This window comes from Pseudonocardia aurantiaca (assembly GCF_039526725.1).
Taxonomy (GTDB): domain Bacteria; phylum Actinomycetota; class Actinomycetes; order Mycobacteriales; family Pseudonocardiaceae; genus Pseudonocardia; species Pseudonocardia aurantiaca.
The window spans coordinates 99,297-115,607 of sequence record NZ_BAAAJG010000001.1 but is presented as its reverse complement, the minus strand read 5'-3'; the positions used below and the strand labels follow the sequence as shown (position 1 = coordinate 115,607).

At 71.4% G+C, this 16,311-nt stretch carries 17 protein-coding genes; 7 read left to right on the top strand and 10 right to left on the bottom strand.

Annotated features, from left to right (window positions below; all coding sequences use genetic code 11):
- Window positions 1-4 precede the first annotated feature (4 nt).
- A complete protein-coding gene (locus ABD143_RS00460) occupies window positions 5-1,510 on the bottom strand; it encodes a GAF domain-containing protein (RefSeq protein ID WP_343969440.1) in 1,506 nt (501 codons plus the stop codon).
- 156 nt (window positions 1,511-1,666) lie between these two features.
- Between ABD143_RS00460 and ABD143_RS00455 the strand changes: the two genes are divergently transcribed.
- From ABD143_RS00455 to ABD143_RS00445, 3 genes are all read left to right on the top strand, one after another.
- Window positions 1,667-2,392, top strand: coding sequence for a LuxR C-terminal-related transcriptional regulator (locus ABD143_RS00455; RefSeq protein WP_343969437.1), 726 nt, complete (start codon window positions 1,667-1,669; stop codon window positions 2,390-2,392).
- Between the two features lie 65 nt (window positions 2,393-2,457).
- Window positions 2,458-3,054 (top strand): helix-turn-helix domain-containing protein, encoded by a 597-nt coding sequence (locus ABD143_RS00450; protein ID WP_343969434.1) that lies wholly within the window; start codon window positions 2,458-2,460, stop codon window positions 3,052-3,054.
- Window positions 3,051-4,031, top strand: a complete 981-nt coding sequence (locus ABD143_RS00445; protein WP_343969431.1) for an AIR synthase related protein — start codon at window positions 3,051-3,053, stop codon at window positions 4,029-4,031. The genes ABD143_RS00450 and ABD143_RS00445 overlap by 4 nt, the downstream gene beginning before the upstream one ends.
- A 285-nt stretch (window positions 4,032-4,316) precedes the next feature.
- On the opposite strand, the gene ABD143_RS00440 is transcribed toward ABD143_RS00445, so the two are convergent.
- The 3 genes from ABD143_RS00440 to ABD143_RS00430 form a co-directional block, all read right to left on the bottom strand.
- A complete protein-coding gene (locus tag ABD143_RS00440; protein ID WP_343969428.1) occupies window positions 4,317-4,706 on the bottom strand; it encodes a hypothetical protein in 390 nt (129 codons plus the stop codon).
- A 107-nt stretch (window positions 4,707-4,813) separates the two neighbouring features.
- A complete protein-coding gene (locus ABD143_RS00435) occupies window positions 4,814-5,839 on the bottom strand; it encodes a 6-phosphofructokinase (RefSeq protein ID WP_343969425.1) in 1,026 nt (341 codons plus the stop codon).
- Between the two features lie 227 nt (window positions 5,840-6,066).
- A complete protein-coding gene (locus ABD143_RS00430; protein ID WP_343970218.1) occupies window positions 6,067-6,627 on the bottom strand; it encodes a ClpP family protease in 561 nt (186 codons plus the stop codon).
- A gap of 244 nt (window positions 6,628-6,871) precedes the next feature.
- Here ABD143_RS00430 and ABD143_RS00425 point away from each other — a divergent pair, with 244 nt between their 5' ends.
- Window positions 6,872-7,327 carry a hypothetical protein gene (locus tag ABD143_RS00425; protein ID WP_343969422.1) on the top strand — a complete coding sequence of 152 codons (456 nt, stop codon included), beginning with the start codon at window positions 6,872-6,874 and terminating at the stop codon, window positions 7,325-7,327.
- Between the two features lie 117 nt (window positions 7,328-7,444).
- Window positions 7,445-9,556, top strand: coding sequence for a PhoX family protein (locus tag ABD143_RS00420; protein ID WP_379659631.1), 2,112 nt, complete (start codon window positions 7,445-7,447; stop codon window positions 9,554-9,556).
- A gap of 122 nt (window positions 9,557-9,678) precedes the next feature.
- On the opposite strand, the gene ABD143_RS00415 is transcribed toward ABD143_RS00420, so the two are convergent.
- Window positions 9,679-10,512: a VldE C-terminal domain-containing protein gene (locus ABD143_RS00415; RefSeq protein WP_343969420.1), complete on the bottom strand. Its 834-nt coding sequence runs from the start codon at window positions 10,510-10,512 to the stop codon at window positions 9,679-9,681.
- A 150-nt stretch (window positions 10,513-10,662) separates the two neighbouring features.
- On the opposite strand from ABD143_RS00415, the gene ABD143_RS00410 reads away from it, so the two are divergent.
- Window positions 10,663-11,484: a class I SAM-dependent methyltransferase gene (locus ABD143_RS00410; RefSeq protein WP_343969417.1), complete on the top strand. Its 822-nt coding sequence runs from the start codon at window positions 10,663-10,665 to the stop codon at window positions 11,482-11,484.
- A 296-nt stretch (window positions 11,485-11,780) separates the two neighbouring features.
- Here the strand turns inward: ABD143_RS00410 and ABD143_RS00405 are convergent, their stop codons facing one another.
- The 5 genes from ABD143_RS00405 to ABD143_RS00385 all read right to left on the bottom strand — a co-directional run bounded on the left by ABD143_RS00405 (window position 11,781) and on the right by ABD143_RS00385 (window position 15,015).
- Window positions 11,781-11,972, bottom strand: a complete 192-nt coding sequence (locus tag ABD143_RS00405; RefSeq protein ID WP_343969414.1) for a hypothetical protein — start codon at window positions 11,970-11,972, stop codon at window positions 11,781-11,783.
- A 655-nt stretch (window positions 11,973-12,627) separates the two neighbouring features.
- Window positions 12,628-13,257, bottom strand: coding sequence for a LysE family transporter (locus ABD143_RS00400; protein WP_343969410.1), 630 nt, complete (start codon window positions 13,255-13,257; stop codon window positions 12,628-12,630).
- Window positions 13,258-13,318: 61 nt separating this feature from the next.
- Entirely contained in the window at window positions 13,319-13,573 is a 255-nt protein-coding gene (locus ABD143_RS00395; protein WP_343969408.1) for a hypothetical protein, read from the bottom strand.
- Window positions 13,574-13,648: 75 nt separating this feature from the next.
- Window positions 13,649-14,125: an anthrone oxygenase family protein gene (locus ABD143_RS00390; protein WP_343969405.1), complete on the bottom strand. Its 477-nt coding sequence runs from the start codon at window positions 14,123-14,125 to the stop codon at window positions 13,649-13,651.
- Window positions 14,122-15,015, bottom strand: coding sequence for an NAD(P)H-binding protein (locus tag ABD143_RS00385; RefSeq protein ID WP_343969402.1), 894 nt, complete (start codon window positions 15,013-15,015; stop codon window positions 14,122-14,124). Before ABD143_RS00385 ends, ABD143_RS00390 begins: the two co-directional genes overlap by 4 nt.
- A gap of 149 nt (window positions 15,016-15,164) precedes the next feature.
- Here ABD143_RS00385 and ABD143_RS00380 point away from each other — a divergent pair, with 149 nt between their 5' ends.
- Window positions 15,165-16,148 (top strand): AraC family transcriptional regulator, encoded by a 984-nt coding sequence (locus ABD143_RS00380; RefSeq protein WP_343969399.1) that lies wholly within the window; start codon window positions 15,165-15,167, stop codon window positions 16,146-16,148.
- Window positions 16,149-16,311: the final 163 nt, after the last annotated feature.

Genomic DNA, 16,311 nt, shown 5'->3' with positions numbered 1-16,311 from the left:
CGGGTCAAGCCTCCGAGAGCAGGCGGCTCAATCGGGTTCTGATCTCCGGGCGTCTGCTGTCGCTCGCGGGGAGCATGTCGAGCAGCCGGTCGTGCGCCTCGATGTCGCCGCGCCCGAGCGGGTGGGCGATGAACTCCCCCATCAGGTCGGGGTCGTAGATATCGAGCACAGCGCGGCGCAACCCGGCTTCCAGCTCGTCACGCAGGTCGCGGATTGCAGGGGCGTCGGAGCGGGGGAGCAGCTGCCCACCGCACGCGCGCAGCGCCTCGGCGGGCTGCCGCGCGCGCAGCGCCCGCCGGACGGCATGGAAGTCGGCGTCGACGGTCGCGGCGAGCCGGTAGGGCCGGGTGCGCAGCACGTCGGAGCCGATGAGCGTGCGCAGCCGCAGCACCTCGCCGCGCACGGTCGTCGGGTTGCCGTCGTCGCCGTAGAGCAGGAGGGCGAGCTGCTCTGCGCTGAGGCCGTCGGGGTTCAGCGCGAGCGCCGTGAGCAGCTCGGCGGGGCGCAGCGTGACCGGTATCGCCGTGCCGTTCAGCAGGACGCTCGGGGCGCCGTCGGTCATGAAGCGCAACGACAGCGCCGACCGATTCGGGGCGGCCGCGCCCTTGCGCGGAGCGTGCAGCAGGAAGCCCTCGGCCAGCGGCTCGACCATCATCTCGCGGCCGTCCTCGAGCCGGACCCGGTCGGCGCCCGGCAGCAGCGCCACCCGCTCCGGCCAGGCGCCGTACGGCTCGCCCGCGATGATCCGCCCGCTCGCCGTGACGAGCGCGCCGGCCTTTCCGCGCAGGCTCGTGAGGTGCGGCATGTTCCGCACGCGCAGCCGCTCGTCGGCGATGGCGAGGCGCACGCGGAGCTGGTTCTCGGCGAGCTGGGCCGTCGCGGACACGAGCTGGACCATCGCCGGGTGCACCGTGTGCAGGGGGCCGCTGATGTCGATGGCACCGAGGATGTCGCCGGTGTCGGGGTCGTGCACGGGCGCGGCGGCGCAGGTCCACGCGTGGTAGGTGCGCACGAGGTGCTCGGCCGAGTGGATCGTCACCGGCGCGTCGACGGCCAGGGTGGTGCCCATCGCGTTGGTGCCGATGGCGTCCTCGGTCCAGCGGGTGCCCGGCTGCAGCCCGACCTGGTCGGCAGAGACCAACAGCCGGGCGGCGCCCTCGCGCCAGAGGATGATGCCGTCGGCGTCGGTGACGAGCATGACGTGCATCGCCTCGTCCGCGATGCTGACGAGTGTGCTGCGCAGGAGCGGCATCACCGCGTTGAGCGGGTGCGCCGTGCGCAGATCGGGCAGCTCGGCGTCCTGCACGACCACGGGCGGGGTGCGCTGGTCGGGGTCGATCTGCGCTGCGAGGCTCCGCTGCCACGACTCGGACACGAGCGCGCGCGGCATCATCGGGCCGGGTTCGCCCGCCAGCACGGCGTCGAACACCTGGTGGAGCAGGTGGGCGTGCTCGACGGGGTGGCGGGAGTCTGGCGGCCCGCTCGCGCCGCGTGCATCATGAGTCGTCATCGGCACTCCGAGCGTGATCGGCCCAGGACGGCGGCCCATCATCACCCACGTGCTCCACATGCAGCAAGACAGGCCCCTTGCGCGTGCAACGTCCACGCAACGTGGCCGTCCATAACTTCGCCCTACCACCGCCGACGATGTCAGGGAGGTTGTCCGATGACTGCGGAAGCGCTGCTCGACGCCCGTAGCGTTCTCGATCCCACGACAGCCTCATCCGCGCCGCGCCGGACGGCGCGCCTCCTGGTCGTGGACGGGGAGGCCATCGTCCGGTTCGGCCTGCGCCAGCTCTTCGCCTCCGACCCGCACCTCGCCGTGGTCGGCGAGGCCGCCACCCCCCGTGACGCGCTGGTGATCGCCGACCGCTGCCCGCCCGACCTGGTCATCCTCGACGTCGATCTCGGCCGCGGCGACGCCGCGGGCGTCGAGCTCGCGCGGATGCTGCTGGAGCGCCACCGGGGCGTGCGAGTGCTCGTGCTGACGGGGTGCCGCGACCGGGACGTCATGATGCGCACCGTCCGCCTCGGCGTGCACGGTTACGTGCGCAAGGGCGCCGACACGGCCGACATCGTCAGGGCGGTCCACGCGTTGCTGCGCGGTGAGAGCGTGTTCGACTCGGGAGCGCAGGCGCCCGGCCCCGCGCTCGACCCGATCCGCGACGAGGACCGCCCGCCGGTCCGCGGCCTCGGCGGCGCGATGCTGACCGAGCGGGAGAATCAGGTGCTGCGGCTGCTGGCGGTGGGCATGTCGAACCGCGAGATCGGGCGCAGGCTCGTCATCAGCGAGGCCACGGTGAAGTTCCACGTGCGCAACCTGCGCGACAAGCTCGACGTCCGCCGCCGCACTGAGATCGTCTACACCGCGACCCGTCAGGGCATCGTCTAGCCGGCTCCAGCTCCTTTGATCGCCTCGTCTCCACGATAGGGGAGACCCCGTTTAAGATGGTGGACATGGCGGCGGCGGAGCGAGGTGCGTGGGAACCCATCGTCGGCGCCATCGGGCCCAAGGTCAGGGAAGCGCGTCAGCAGCAAGGGCTGTCGCTGCAGCAGCTCTCGGCGCGGGCGGACGTCTCGGCGGCTGCGATCCACAAGGTGGAGCGCGGCGACATGGTCCCCACCATCACCACACTCCTGAAGCTCGCCGGCGCGCTCCGTATGCCCATCGGGCATTTCGTCGACGAGGGCGGCCCGCCCGTGCGCGTCGCCACACTGATCCGGGCCGACGAACGTCCGGAGCCTCCGCCGGAGTGGGCGCCCGCGGCCGACGGGGTGGTGGCCGAGTCGGTCGCGTACCCGACGGGCGTGCTGCGGGCGGCCGGCGTGATGGGCGTGGTCGAGCCGGGCGGCGGCAGCGGCGAACTGCGCGCGCTGCGCCCCGGCGAGGAGGTGCTGCTCGTTCTGGAGGGAGCGTTGGAGGTGGAGGTGGCCGGGGAGGACTACCGGCTGCACGCGGGCGACGCGTTGCATTACCCCACCGACCGCCCGCACGAGTGGCACAACGCCGGCCCCGCCCAGGCCCGCGCCGTGTGGTTCACGGTGCGCGCATGACCGATGTGGCCGCCCCGGAGTCGCTCTCCACGATCGTCGAATCGGTGCTCGCGAACTCCGGGCTGCGCGCCAAGGCCGAGATCGGGCTGGTCGGCGATGTGCTCGGGCCCGATGCCACCGGCGGCACCGACTGGCTCGGCGGCCCTGGCGACGACGGCGCGGTCGTCGAGGCGGCCGGTACCCGGGTGGTGGCGTGCGGGGAGGCGATCTTCCCGCCTTTCGTGGCCGCCGACCCGCACGGCGCGGGCTTCGCCGCGGTCCTCACGAACGTCAACGACCTCGCCGCGATGGGCGCCGAGCCGCTCGGCATCGTCGACACCGTGGTGGCGTCCGAGGCGGTGGCCCGCGAGGTGCTCGCCGGGATGCGCGAGGCCGCGCTGATCTACCGGGTGCCGATCGTCGGGGGGCACCTCACCGTGCACGACGGCCCGCCGGCCGTCTCGGCGTTCGGGGTGGGGCACGCGCCCGCCCCACTGTCCGTGACGCACGCGGCGCCGGGCCAGTCGCTGGTGGTCGCGGCGGCGCTGGACGGCGAGATGCGCGCGGATTTCCCGTTCTTCCCCGCCTTCCGCAGCCGCGGCGAGCGCTGTGCAGGCGACGTCCGGCTCCTCGGAGCGCTGGCTCGCGCCGGGGTGTGCGTGGCGGCGAAGGACATCAGCATGGCCGGGCTCGTCGGGTCGCTCGCGATGCTGCTGGAGTGCGACGACCTGGGTGTGACGGTCGACCTCGACGCCGTGCCCACGCCGGCAGGTGTGCCGCTCACACGGTGGCTGAACTGCTTCCCGAGCTTCGGCTTCCTGCTGTGCGTGCCGCCCGGCCGCGAGAGCGAATGCCTCACGGCGTTCGCCGAGCGCGACCTGGCCGCCGCGGTGGTGGGGGTGCTGGACGACACGGGCGAACTGGCCCTGAGCGCAGGCTCAACCCGCGAGGTGGCCCTGCGCCTACCCGACTTCCGAGTAACCGGCCTCCCACACTAACCCCCACCCACACACCCGCGAGTCGCTAGATAAATGCGCGCGAGTCGGGGTCTGGGTGCGCGCGAGTCGGGGTCTGGATGCGTCCGAGTCGCGGCAGGACCGCATGCGAACCGCACGCTGAGCAGGACAGTCCTGGTCGTGCCAGGAGATTCATGGGCTCGACTCGCGCGCACTCACGCCCCGACTCGCGCGCACTCACGCCCCGACTCGCGCGCACTCACGCCCCGACTCGCGCTCATTTTTCGCGCGACTCGCGCGCACTTTTCCAGCAACTCGCGGAAGGGTTTACCCGCCGGCCAGGCGGAGGCGGGGGCGGGGTGGGTCGACTGGGTCGAGGGTCGGGCAGATGCCTGAGCCTGCCGCCATCTCCAGTGCCGCCGGTGCCATCGGGCCGGGGGTGGCCCGCATCGCGATGTCCGTGGCCAGGCCGAAGACGCGCTGCATTCGCTCCGGGTTCTGCCAGCGGTGCCGTTCGGCGAAGTCGAGCCACTCGTGCGGGGGGATCGTCGTCTCCGCCGAGTACTCCAGCTCCGCCCAGGTCACGGCCATCTCGAAAAGGTCGACGAGCGCCTCCGGGTCGGTCTCGACCCGGAGCAGCTCGTTGTGGTGGGGCTGACGCGCCCCGCCTGACCGGCACTGGCCGTGGCATGCCAGCCGCGTGAGAGGTCGCCGCATGCATCGATGGTGAGGACCTCGCCGGACGGCACTGTTGCGCGGTTGTTGCGGCCGGATGAAGTCGCTCGGCGACACTCAGCCGAAGAAGACGTCAGCCGAAGAAGACCTCAGCCGAAGAAGACCTCGGCCTCCGCGTACAGGCCCGGATCGACGAGCTTGAGCGCCTTCGTCGCCTCCGCGAGCGGCACGGTCACGACGTCGGTGCCGCGCAGGGCTGTCATATGCCCCCAGTTGCCGTCGTGGACCGCGTCGATGGCGTGCAGGCCGAAGCGGGTGGCGAGCCAGCGGTCACGGGCGGTCGGGGTGCCGCCGCGCTGGACGTGCCCGAGCACCGTGGTACGAGCCTCCTTGCCGGTGCGCGACTCGATCTCGCGGGCCAGCCAGTCGCCGATCCCACCCAGCCGGACGTGCCCGAAGGCGTCCTTCTCGCCGCTGCGCAGCACCTCGTCGCCCTCCTTCGGCATCGCGCCCTCGGCGACGACGATGATCGGCGCGTAGTCGAGCCGGAACCGCGACTCGACCCACTGGCACACCTGGTCGATGTCGAAGCGCACCTCGGGGATGAGGATGGCATTGGCGCCGCCCGCCATGCCGGAGTGCAGGGCGATCCAGCCCGCGTGCCGCCCCATGACCTCGACGATCAAGACGCGGTGGTGCGACTCGGCGGTCGTGTGGAGCCGGTCGATGGCCTCGGTCGCGATGTTCACCGCTGTGTCGAAGCCGAAGGTGTAGTCGGTGCCGGCGAGGTCGTTGTCGATCGTCTTCGGCACCCCGATGACGTTGACGCCCATCTCGTGCAGCTTGGTGGCGACGCCGAGGGTGTCCTCGCCGCCGATCGCTATCAGGGCGTCGACTCCCAGGTTCTGCAGGTTGCGCTTGATCCTCTCGACGCCCCCTTCCACGGCGAACGGGTTGGTGCGCGACGAGCCGAGGATCGTGCCGCCACGCGGGAGCAGGCCGCGCACGGCGGGGATGTCGAGCGGCTTGGTGAGCGCCTCGAGCGGTCCCCGCCAGCCGTCCCGGAAGCCGAGGAACGAGTATCCGTACTCCGGGACGCCCTTGCGGACGATCGCCCTGATGACCGCGTTGAGTCCGGGGCAGTCGCCACCACCGGTGAGCACGCCGACGCGCATGATCGCACCCTCTCCATCGATGCAGAAGTTCGCGAGACCGCAACGCTAGCCGCCCCGAGAGATGCGCGTCACTTGGCCATCTGGTCGGCCTTCTCCAGCTGGTCGAACGGGGTGATCAGGCCGACCTCGGTGGTCGTGTCTGCCGTGGCCGCCGTGCCGGCAGCTCGGTGTGCGGGAGGCCGAGGTGGTAGGCGACCCCGAGGTACGTTCCCTGGCGAATGGGACTTTCAGCCCTGCGCGACGTGGTCCACGAGGCCGTACTCGCGTGCTTGCTCGGCAGTGAACCAGCGGTCGCGGTCGGAGTCCGCGGTGATCGTCTCGAACGGCTGCCCGGAATGGCGGGCGATCAGCTCGGCGATCTCGCGTTTCATGTCTCCGTAGACCCCGGCGCGGATCGCGATGTCGGTGGCGTTGCCGCCCATCCCGGCGGACGGCTGGTGCATGAGGATGCGCGCGTGCGGCAGCGCATAGCGCTTGCCCGGCGTGCCTGCCGAGAGCAGGAACTGCCCCATCGACGCCGCGAACCCGACGGCCCAGGTGGCGACGTCGGGCCTGATCAGGTGCATGGTGTCGTAGATGGCCATGCCCGCTGTGACGGAGCCGCCCGGCGAGTTGATGTACATGGTGATGTCGGCGTCGGGGTCCTGCGCGGCGAGCAGCAGGAGCTGGGCGCTGATCCGGTTGGCGATCTCGTCGTCGACCTCGCGGCCGAGGAAGACGATGCGCTCCTGGAGCAGCCGGTCGATGACCGGATCGGCCCCCGGCCCCGGGACAGGCGTGTGCAGCACGGGTGCACGGACGGCGGGCGGCAGCGGCTGCGGCCGGTACGGCGGTTCCGGCACGGGACGGCTCAGGTGTGGTTCGGGCCCGGACGGCACGCGGACGGTGATCACGGCGGTTCCTCTCCTTGTGGTCCGTCCGACGCTAGGGGCGGCGCCGCCCGTCGCCGAGGGTTGTTCGCTGCTGGCGGTAGGTGTTCGCTGTGGGCGATGCGGCGGGTTTGGCGGCGCGGTCGTTGGGGAAGCAGCCGCCGTGCAGAACGATCCCCGCTCCGTCGACGCCGCCCACTCCCGCCCGGACGGTGCGAGCGACGAACTGGTGGAGGCCAACGGCAAGCTCTCGGAGGCGCTCGAGTACATCGAGCGCGTCCGCGGTCACCTCTACTCGCTCCACCAGCTCGTCGGGCGTGCCGACCTGCTGCTCGACGAGGTCGTCGAGGGGCTCCGCGTCGCCGGTTACGAGGAGCTGGCCCAGCAGGTCGAGGAGGAACTGCTCGGCGCCAACGTCCTGCCGGGGCGCTGGACGTTCCAGATCGTCGAGGAGTTCGATGAGGGCTACTACGCCGCGTTCAAGGAGATGGAGAAGCGGGTCCGCGACAAGACGATGGACGGGCGAAGGCATGTCTACGAGGCGGAGATGAAGCAGACCAGGACGACCGGTGGCCGGAAGGGTCACGAGGCGACGCCGGCGCATCTGGAGGGCGGGTGATTTGTCGCATAGGGTCCTTCTGCGTCGTTCATCCCGGATCCATCTCGACGCCACCCGGCCGAACCCCATCACTCCTTGGGGTGACCCCGTTTCCCGAGCTCCCCCAGGAGGAAGATCGTGAGTCAGCCCTGCCCGGATGAAGCCGACCGCCGTTCCGGCCCCGTCCCGTTGCCGCTGCTGACCGAGCGACACGCGGGACGGCAGGGGCTCACCTGCCGCTACCGCTGCGGCAACGCGTGCGCGCACGAGGAGCCGAACCGCTCGGACAACGAGTACTTCGGCGACGTCCTCGCCAGGGCCGTCAGCCGCCGCGGCGTGCTGCGCGCGGGCGCCGTGCTGAGCATCGCCGCCGGGGCCACCACCGCGTTCGCCGGCCAGGCGGCCGCGTCCCCGGTCGCACCTGCCGCCGCCGGCGCTCGGCGCCCCCGTGGGCTGAACTATGAGCCCGTCGCGGCGAACACCACTGACGCGATCACCCTGGCTCCCGGATATGACCACAACGTCGTGATCCGCTGGGGCGACCCGGTCGTCCCCGGCGCGCCTGCGTTCGACTTCGAGAACCAGACCGCGGAGGCGCAGGCCGGCCAGTTCGGCTACAACAACGACTTCTGCGGGCTCGTGCCCCTGCGTGGCTCGGGCGAGCGCTACCTCATGTTCTCGAGCCACGAGTACACGATCGAGCCGCTGATGTTCCGCGGCTACGACGAGGACGACCCCACCGACGAGCAGATCCGCATCGGCCTCGCCGCGCACGGGCTGTCGGTGGTCGTGGTGGAGCGTGACCGCAAGACCGGCCGGATGGCAGCCGTGCTCGACGAGAAGTACAACCGCCGCTACACGGCGACGTCGGAGTTCGTGCTCGACGGCCCAGCTGCCGGCTCGGACCTGCTCAAGACCTCTGCCGACGAGAGCGGCACCCGCGTGCTCGGCACGCTCAACAACTGCGCCGGTGGCGTCACGCCGTGGGGCACGTTCCTGTCCGGTGAGGAGAACTTCAACCAGTACTTCGCCAACGCGGCCGTCGCTGACCCGACCGTCGCCGGGAGGGCGCAGCGCTACGGCATCACCGAGGAGGCATCCGACCGCAAGTGGGAGCGCCTCGAATCGCGGTTCGACATGACGCAGGAACCGAACGAGCCCAACCGCTTCGGCTGGATCGTCGAGGTCGACCCGCACGACCCCGACGCGACGCCCGTCAAGCACACGGCCCTCGGCCGGTTCAAGCACGAGGGCGCCACCATCCGCCTCGCCCGGGACGGGCGTGCGGTCGCGTACATGGGCGACGACGAGCGGTTCGACTACGTCTACAAGTTCGTCTCCGACGCCAAGATGATGAAGGGTGAGAGCAGCCGCGCCCGCGAGCACAACCGCACGCTGCTCACGCAGGGCACGCTCTACGTGGCGCGGTTCAACGGCGACAGCCCGGCCGCCGAGATCGACGGCAGCGGCCGCCTTCCTGCCGACGGCGCGTTCGACGGCGGTGGCGAGTGGATCCCGCTCGCGGCGGGCGACCGCTCCTTCGTCGACGGTATGACGGCGCAGGAGGTGTACGTCTTCACGCGCCAGGCCGCCGACAAGGCAGGCGCCACGAAGATGGACCGCCCCGAGGACGTCGAGGCGAACCCGCACTCGGGTCACGTGTTCATCGCGCTCACCAACAACACCGACCGCGGCAAGGCGGGTGCCACTCGCACCGCCCCGGCCGACGAGGCCAACCCGCGCAACAACAACGCGCACGGGCACGTGCTTGAGCTGGTGGAGGACGACAACGACCCCACCGCCACCGGCTTCCGCTGGTCGATCCTGCTGGTCTGCGGCGACCCCAACGACCCGAGCACCTACTTCGGCGGGTACGACAAGAGCCAGGTCAGCCCGATCACCTCGCCGGACAACATCGCGTTCGACGGCCACGGCAACCTGTGGATCTCCACGGACTCCGGCCTGGCGCTGAACATCAACGACGGCCTGTACGGCGTCTCGCTGGAGGGTGAGACGCGCGGGCGCACCACGCTGTTCGCGAGTGTGCCCGCGGGTGCCGAGTGCTGCGGGCCGGTGATCACGTCCGACTTCGTGCTCATCTCGCCGCAGCACCCCGGCGACCTCGACGACGCCAGCCCCGAGACGCCGAAGACCACCTTCCCCGATGGCCCCGGCACCCAGCCGCGCCCGTCAGTGGTGAACATCTGGCGCGTGGGCCGCAACGGGAGCCCAGGCCGGATCGGCGAGTAGCGATCCCCGGACGCCTGGAAAGCCACACTCAAGAGCGTCAGCCATAGGACGACGGACGCGATGCGGGCGTGACAGGCCGAGCGTGCGGCGTGGCTCACAGTCCGTGTGGCACGGCCGGATCGCTAGTCGCAGAGCTCCGCGAGGGGGATTCCGCGGGGGGCTCGACGCTCGAACGAGATGTGCACGTGGTCGAAGTGGTTCTCGGTGGCGCTGCCGCGGTCTTCCATGCGCTCCCAGCCGTCGCCGTAGTTGACGCGCTGCTTCCAGATCACGTAGCTGATCCCGAGCGCCTCCTGGTTGGACAGCGCGCACTGGGCGATCCGGTCGCCCCGCTCGCCGCGGACCATGAGGTCGAGCGCCAGTCCCGTCGGGTGGTCGGAGTCGCGGCTGCGGCGGCTCACCCCGATCAGCGTCGGCTCGTCGAACTGGCAGCTCAAGAAGCGCGCGGCGTCCCGCACCCATGGCTTGACGCGCCCGAGGCCGTCGAGATCGGCGTCGCAGCGTGCCGCGGCTTCGCGGGCGAGGCGCTGCTCGTCGGCCTGGCGGGCGACGTCGGCCAGGCCCACCGCTTTCAGCAGTTCGGAGACGTCGACCTCCGGCGGGTCCGGCTCCGGCATGTCCGCGACCGGCACGATGCTCGTGATCATCCGCACCCCGGTCGCCGCTTGCACCTCCGCCGCGCTCGCGGTGGCCTCCTCCTCTGCGGCGAGCCGCAGCACGGTGGCGTCCTCGGCGGCGGGCGGGGCGGCGGCAGGGGTAGTGACGGCGACGGCGGGCACCACCACGGCGAGCACCCCGCCCGCCGCTGCGGCCGCCGACATGCCGTTGCGTACGGCGGACTCGCTCAGGGCGCGGTGCCGCGCCGGCTGGGTGCCGCGCACGCCGGACAGCGCGACCGCGCTCGTCTCTGGGCGCGGGGGCGCGTACCGGCCGCCGGGGGAGCGGTGCCGAGACACGACCTGCCTTCCGGATCTGCGCCCCGTGCCGGGCGGGGAGTCGGGGCCGGCGGGGAGCCGGGGCGCATTTGGGATCCGCCGGACAAGATAGCGGAACGGTCACGGCCTGTCGTGTCTGGTCACCGTAAGTGAGTCGCCATGCTATGCATCATGAGCCGCGAGAAGATCACCCTCACCGGCGCGCAGGAGACCTTGCTGGCGACGCTCTGGTCGCGGGCGATCGACAGTCGCGCCCGGCGTCCCATCCTCGGCGACGTCGAGGCGGACCGCGCCGTGGAGGGCATCGACTACGACTTCCGCAAGGCCGGGATCGACGACAGCACGGCCGCCGGCGTGGCGCTGCGTGCCCGCACGCTCGACAACTGGACCAGCGAGTTCCTGGCCGCCGAGCCGGAGGCCACCGTGTTGCACCTCGCGTGCGGCCTCGACACGCGGGCGCACCGGCTCGCCCCGGCACCGTCGGTGCGCTGGGTCGACGTCGACTACCCCGAGGTCATCGCCCTGCGCGAGCGGCTCCTGCCGCCCCCCGCCGCCGCCGACTACCGGACGATCGGGGCGTCCGTCACCGACGACGGCTGGCTCGACGCCGTGCCCGCCGACCGGCCGACCGTCGCGGTCTTCGAGGGCCTGACGATGTACCTCCGTGAGGAGGACGGGAAGGCGCTGATCCAGCGGATCACGGCCCGGTTCCCCCGCGGCCAGTTGCTTTTCGACTGTTACGGGCCGCTGGGTATCCGGCTGCAGAAGCTCGTGCCCGCGGTGCGGAACTCGGGTGCGACCCTGCATTGGGGAATCGGCGACCCGCGCTCGCTGGAGAGCTCGCACGACGGCCTGGTGCTCCTCGACGACCTGCGCAGCGTGGCACTCCCCGGCAACGACGAGCTTCCGCTGAAGGGCCGGCTGGCGATGCGGATGATGGCGCACCTGCCCGGCTTCCGGGACGTCGGCCGGATCCTGCGTTACGCCTTCTAGCGAAGCTAGCTGGTCCGGGAGGACTAGGCGCGGTGCCTCCTGGCGGCGGACGCGGCAGCGCCGACCGAACTGCACAATCGATGGCATTCGAAACCTGGGGGTTCGAATGCTGCTGAAGGCATGGGAAGGCCATTCGGGCCCACTTGAGGAGCCCGAGACAGACCCTGTGGAGCGCGCGATTCACGAACGCTGGCTCGCCGCCGCGGCGGGCAGGGACACGCGGGTGTTGCTGGAGCACCTCTACGGATTGCTCCGGCGACGGCGCCGCGACGGCTAGCTTGACGGCTAGCTTGCGGTTACTTCCGGCCGTATGTCTTCGCGACGTCGGTCTTGAAGGCCTGGTACTCGTCGGGGTGCCGCAGGCCCATGTCGGCCACGCACGCCGCGCAGAACCCGACGACGCTCAGCAGCGATTCGGCCGAGCACCGGGTGCACGCGTGCGGCCCCGCGATGGGGTCGTCCTCCTCGGTCAGCACGTCAGCAGCCACGCCGACACCGTACTCGGCGGGTCTGCCAGCCGAGGGCGAACTCGCCGCTTGACGCCCGTGACGAACGCCGCCCACTCGGCACTGAGCTGCGGTCAGTCGGACACGGCCGTGAAGAACTCGTACCTGTGGCCGTCGCGGTCGCCGACGTAAACGCCCGACCTCCAGTGAACTGGTTGATCTCGCGGTCCCATCCGTGCTCGAGCCCGGAGCCGAACCGGACGTCCGGGCGGTCGCGGAGCCGCCGCAGGAGGGCGTCGAACCTGGTCGCGGCGGCGGCGGAACGCGGATACGTCGAGCGTGCGCGGGGCAGCGGCGACGCCCGGCGCAGCGTCCTGCGGCTCACCGAGTCCGGCCGCGAGCTGATCGAGGCGGCGCGCGGGTGCAGCAGGAGACGTTCACCCGGCTAACGGCGTCCTGGGAGGTCGAGGACCGCGCCCGATTCGCCACCTACCTGCAGCGGCTCGCCGCGGAGGTGGACGCGTGAGACGCCCCCGACGCAGTGATCAACAAAACGGATCAGAGCATCTGCGGAAGCGTTCGAGTTTTCGTTGCCAGAGCGTCGCGACCACGGGGGCGCGCTCCGACAGCACGAAGGCGTAGCCGCTCGGCCGTGCAGCCGGACGATCCCGGCTGCACGGCCGTCCCTGCCGAGTGATCAGCCGTCGGTGACGAGTCTCTGCAGCAGGAGCGCGGCGAAGGCGAGTAGCGCGGCGCCGCACGCCAGGTCCACGATCCGTACGGCGAGCGGCGGCAGCACCCGGCGCAGCAACGCGATCGCGCCCGCGCAGACGAAGCACCAGAGCAGCGACGACGCCATGAACCCAGCGAAGAAGACGAGCAGGCTGCCGGTCGTTGCGTCGTCCCCGAGCGCGCCGCTCACCGCACCCGCGGCGCCGGACCAGTAGACGACGTTGAGCGGGTTGCTCAGCGACATGCTCACGCCGGTGCCCAGCGCGCCGCGGCCCCGCGGATCGACGGTTGCCATATCGGGTCCCGCAGTGCTCCGCAGGCCGTCGCGCACCCCGGATACACCCAGCCACGCGAGCAGGAGGCAGCCGCCGACGGTCAGCGGCACTCGCAGGGCGGGCACGGCGAACAGCGCACCGAGCCCGGCCAGTCCGAGCACCGCCCAGGTGGCGTCCCCGACGAGCGACCCGACTTGGACGCCGAACGCGGGGCGGAAACCCCCGCGCACACCGCGGCGCAGCGACTCGGTGGACACCGCGCCCGGCGCGGCGTTGAAGACCAGGCCCAGACCGAAGGCCAGTACGAACACGTCGAGCATCACCGACATCCCAGCAGGCCGCCGCGGTTGCGCGGCCGTCGGGTCGTGCGCGAGAGGAGTGTCAGCAGGCGGTGTAGTGGTCCAGACCCACCTGTGCGGTCTCCCAGCCCATCCGGAACTCCACGGTGCCGCCTTCGGGATCTGCGAACACCGCCTGGTGGGACTCGCCAGTAGCGAGCCCGTCGAGGGAACGGGCGACGCCGCCGGTGTCGCCGTGGGTGCCGATCCAGTCGCCGACCATCTGGCGGTAGTAACCGACGGCCTCGCTCCACTCGCGGAACCGGTGCTCCTCGTCCACACCGCTCACCAGCCACATGTCGCATGACAATACGTCGAGCGTAGGTGCGACGAGTTTCGTCGCACCTACGCTCGTGGATCTCTGGGCTCGCGGTCAGATGAGCCCGATGGCGAGCAACGCGGTGGCGAGGGCCGCGGTCACGGTCCGGAAGTGGTTCCAGGCCGTCCAGCGGGAGAGGTATTCGGTCCAGATCGCGGCGCCCTCGGGCGAGTCCGGGTCGGAGACGTCGAGCCGGTTGTTCATCGGCACGTTGATCGCGAGGGTCTCGATGAACGCCCCGACGACGAAGACCACGGCGCCCAGCACCAGCCAGATCGTGCCGCTCGCTCCCGTCACGATCGCGGCAACCGCAACGAGCACGCAGACCAGCGCCGTGCCGGCGAAGACGGCGAGGAACAACGGGTTGAGGATCGCGCGGTTGGCCTCCTGCATGGCCAGCGCGCCCATGGGCTTCGGGAGCCGTGCCAGGCCCGGCATCACCGATGTGGAGAAGGCGAAGAACGCACCGGCGATCAGTCCGCTGCCCACGATGCCGAGCACGGTCAGGACGGGTAGCACACTCGCGATCACGACGCCTCCGAAGGGGTGGGGAGGAGCTCGGACACGACATCCTCGAAGCGGGTGGGCGTCGTGTTCGCGGGGGTGCGCCCCCCGGGCCGCACGATGATCCCATTCGACAGCGCTCGTCCCATTTCGACGTGGAGCGCGGCGGTGTCCGGTGAGAAACCCGCCTCCATGAGCGCGCCGATCATGTCCTCGTCGGGCAGCCGGACGTACTGCAGGTCGGGCCGGCCGATCGCGGCGCCGAGGATGCGGGTGGCCTCGGAGTAGGTGTAGTCGCGCGCGCCGAGCAGCTCACGCACCTCCACGCCGTGCCACTCGTCCGACAGCAGCGCATCGACGGCGGCCGCGGCGACGTCCTTGGTGGCGATCATCGGCACGGGGACGTCCGGGTCGACCGCGTCGGCGTTGACCCCCATCGCCTCCACGAACGGCAGGCCGGCGAGGATGCTCTCGAGGAACAGCGTGGGCCGAAGCAGCAGCAGGTCGACGCCGGTGAGCCGGCCGAGGCGCTGCTCCTGCGCGTGCAGGCTCGCCGCGATGAACCCCGTGCCCTCCGGGAGGTCCGCGCCGAGGCTGCTGAGCACCACGACCCGGCGCACGCCGGACTTCTGCACCGCGGTGACGATCGCCTCGCCCAGCCGCGCCTGCTCGCCGCGGAAGTCGGACGAAGCCGGGTTGTAGGGCTGCAGCGTGTGCACCACGTCCGCGCCGCGGAAGGCCTCGGCGAGGAAGCCGGCGTCGCCCGCGTCGCCCGCGGCGATCTCGGCGCCGGCCTCGGCCAGCTCGGCCAGCGCCTTGGGGTTGCGCCCGATGGCGCGGACCGGCCGGCCCTGCGCGAGCAGGCTCTCCACGATCTGCCGCCCGACCTGGCCGGTGGCACCCATGACTGCGATCATCTCGTCCTCCTGGAGTGGTTTCGGTTCTCTGTGCTGGCGTCCACTTTGGCGGCCCCGGATCGGACTCTCCATACCCGCATATCGCGGTTTCTTGCTCATTCGTCCAGGAGTCATGGACGGGCTGGCAGGCGAGCCGCACACTCGGAGCCATGATGGACTTCAACCCGCTCGACTCGGAGGACCCGCTCGGGGAGGCGCTGCACTTCCTGCGCGTGACCGGCAGCTTCTACTGCCGTTCCGAGCTGACGGCGCCGTGGGGACTGACCATGCCGGACTGGCCGGACTGCCTCTGGTTCCACATCGTCACCGTGGGCCGCCTCCTTCTGGAGGTGGCGGGGGACGAGCCGCGGGTGCTGCAGCCCGGTGACCTCGCGCTCGTCACGCACGGCCAGGGCCACACCCTGCGCAGCGCGCCTGGCACGGTCGCGCCCGACGTGCTGAGCATCGACCACGAGTTCCACAACAAGTACGCGGTGCTGCGCTACGGCGGCGGGGGCGCGCCGACCACCGTGGTCTGCGGGGCGGTGCGCCTCGATCACCCGGCCGCGCATCACATCATCCCGCTGCTGCCCGAGGTGATCCACGTCGAACCCACGAGGGGGCCGCACGCGGAGTGGATGCAGAGCACGCTGCGGCTCGTCGCGGCCGAGGCGGCCGAGGTGCGTCCGGGCGGCGAGGCCGTCATCACGCGGCTGTCGGACATTCTCGTCATCCAGACGCTGCGCGCCTGGATCGAGCTCGACCCCGCGGCCCAGCGCGGGTGGCTCGGCGCGCTGCGCGACCGGCAGATCGGGCGCGCGATCTCCCTGATCCACCGCGACCCCGCCCGCGACTGGACGGTCGCGTCGCTGGCGAGCGAGCTCGCGATGTCGCGCTCGGCGTTCGCCGCCCGCTTCACCGAACTCGTGGACGAGCCCGCCATGCACTACGTGACGCGCTGGCGCATGCAGGTGGCCCGCACCTGGCTCACGGAGGACGGGGCCACCGTCGCCGAGGTCGCCGGCCGGCTCGGCTACCAGTCGGAGGCCGCGTTCAGCCGCGCGTTCAAGCGAGTGGTCGGCGTCTCGCCTGGGGCGGTCAGCTCGGCTGCGCGTGGACGCGGCGTCCGGGCCGAAGCCCCGCAGTTCATGTGAGTCCCCGGCGCCGCTGCGGAGCGTCACCGAGCCCGGCGCACATGGCCCTGTCGAGCTACCTCCATTCGTCTCTTTGCAACTCGACCAACTGGCCCTTCGGCGGTTCGGCCCCCTGCGTAGCTGATCGCTTCTACCTGCGAATATATCCGCGACTGAGGGTCTC

What these genes read in the sequence shown, in the direction of transcription:
- ABD143_RS00460 (WP_343969440.1), bottom strand. Translation starts at nt 1,510, where the DNA reads ATGACGACTCATGATGCACGCGGCGCGAGCGGGCCGCCAGACTCCCGC.
- ABD143_RS00455 (WP_343969437.1), top strand. Translation starts at nt 1,667, where the DNA reads ATGACTGCGGAAGCGCTGCTCGACGCCCGTAGCGTTCTCGATCCCACG.
- ABD143_RS00450 (WP_343969434.1), top strand. Translation starts at nt 2,458, where the DNA reads ATGGCGGCGGCGGAGCGAGGTGCGTGGGAACCCATCGTCGGCGCCATC.
- ABD143_RS00445 (WP_343969431.1), top strand. Translation starts at nt 3,051, where the DNA reads ATGACCGATGTGGCCGCCCCGGAGTCGCTCTCCACGATCGTCGAATCG.
- ABD143_RS00440 (WP_343969428.1), bottom strand. Translation starts at nt 4,706, where the DNA reads ATGCGGCGACCTCTCACGCGGCTGGCATGCCACGGCCAGTGCCGGTCA.
- ABD143_RS00435 (WP_343969425.1), bottom strand. Translation starts at nt 5,839, where the DNA reads ATGCGCGTCGGCGTGCTCACCGGTGGTGGCGACTGCCCCGGACTCAAC.
- ABD143_RS00410 (WP_343969417.1), top strand. Translation starts at nt 10,663, where the DNA reads ATGAGCCGCGAGAAGATCACCCTCACCGGCGCGCAGGAGACCTTGCTG.
- ABD143_RS00400 (WP_343969410.1), bottom strand. Translation starts at nt 13,257, where the DNA reads ATGCTCGACGTGTTCGTACTGGCCTTCGGTCTGGGCCTGGTCTTCAAC.
- ABD143_RS00395 (WP_343969408.1), bottom strand. Translation starts at nt 13,573, where the DNA reads ATGTGGCTGGTGAGCGGTGTGGACGAGGAGCACCGGTTCCGCGAGTGG.
- ABD143_RS00385 (WP_343969402.1), bottom strand. Translation starts at nt 15,015, where the DNA reads ATGATCGCAGTCATGGGTGCCACCGGCCAGGTCGGGCGGCAGATCGTG.
- ABD143_RS00380 (WP_343969399.1), top strand. Translation starts at nt 15,165, where the DNA reads ATGATGGACTTCAACCCGCTCGACTCGGAGGACCCGCTCGGGGAGGCG.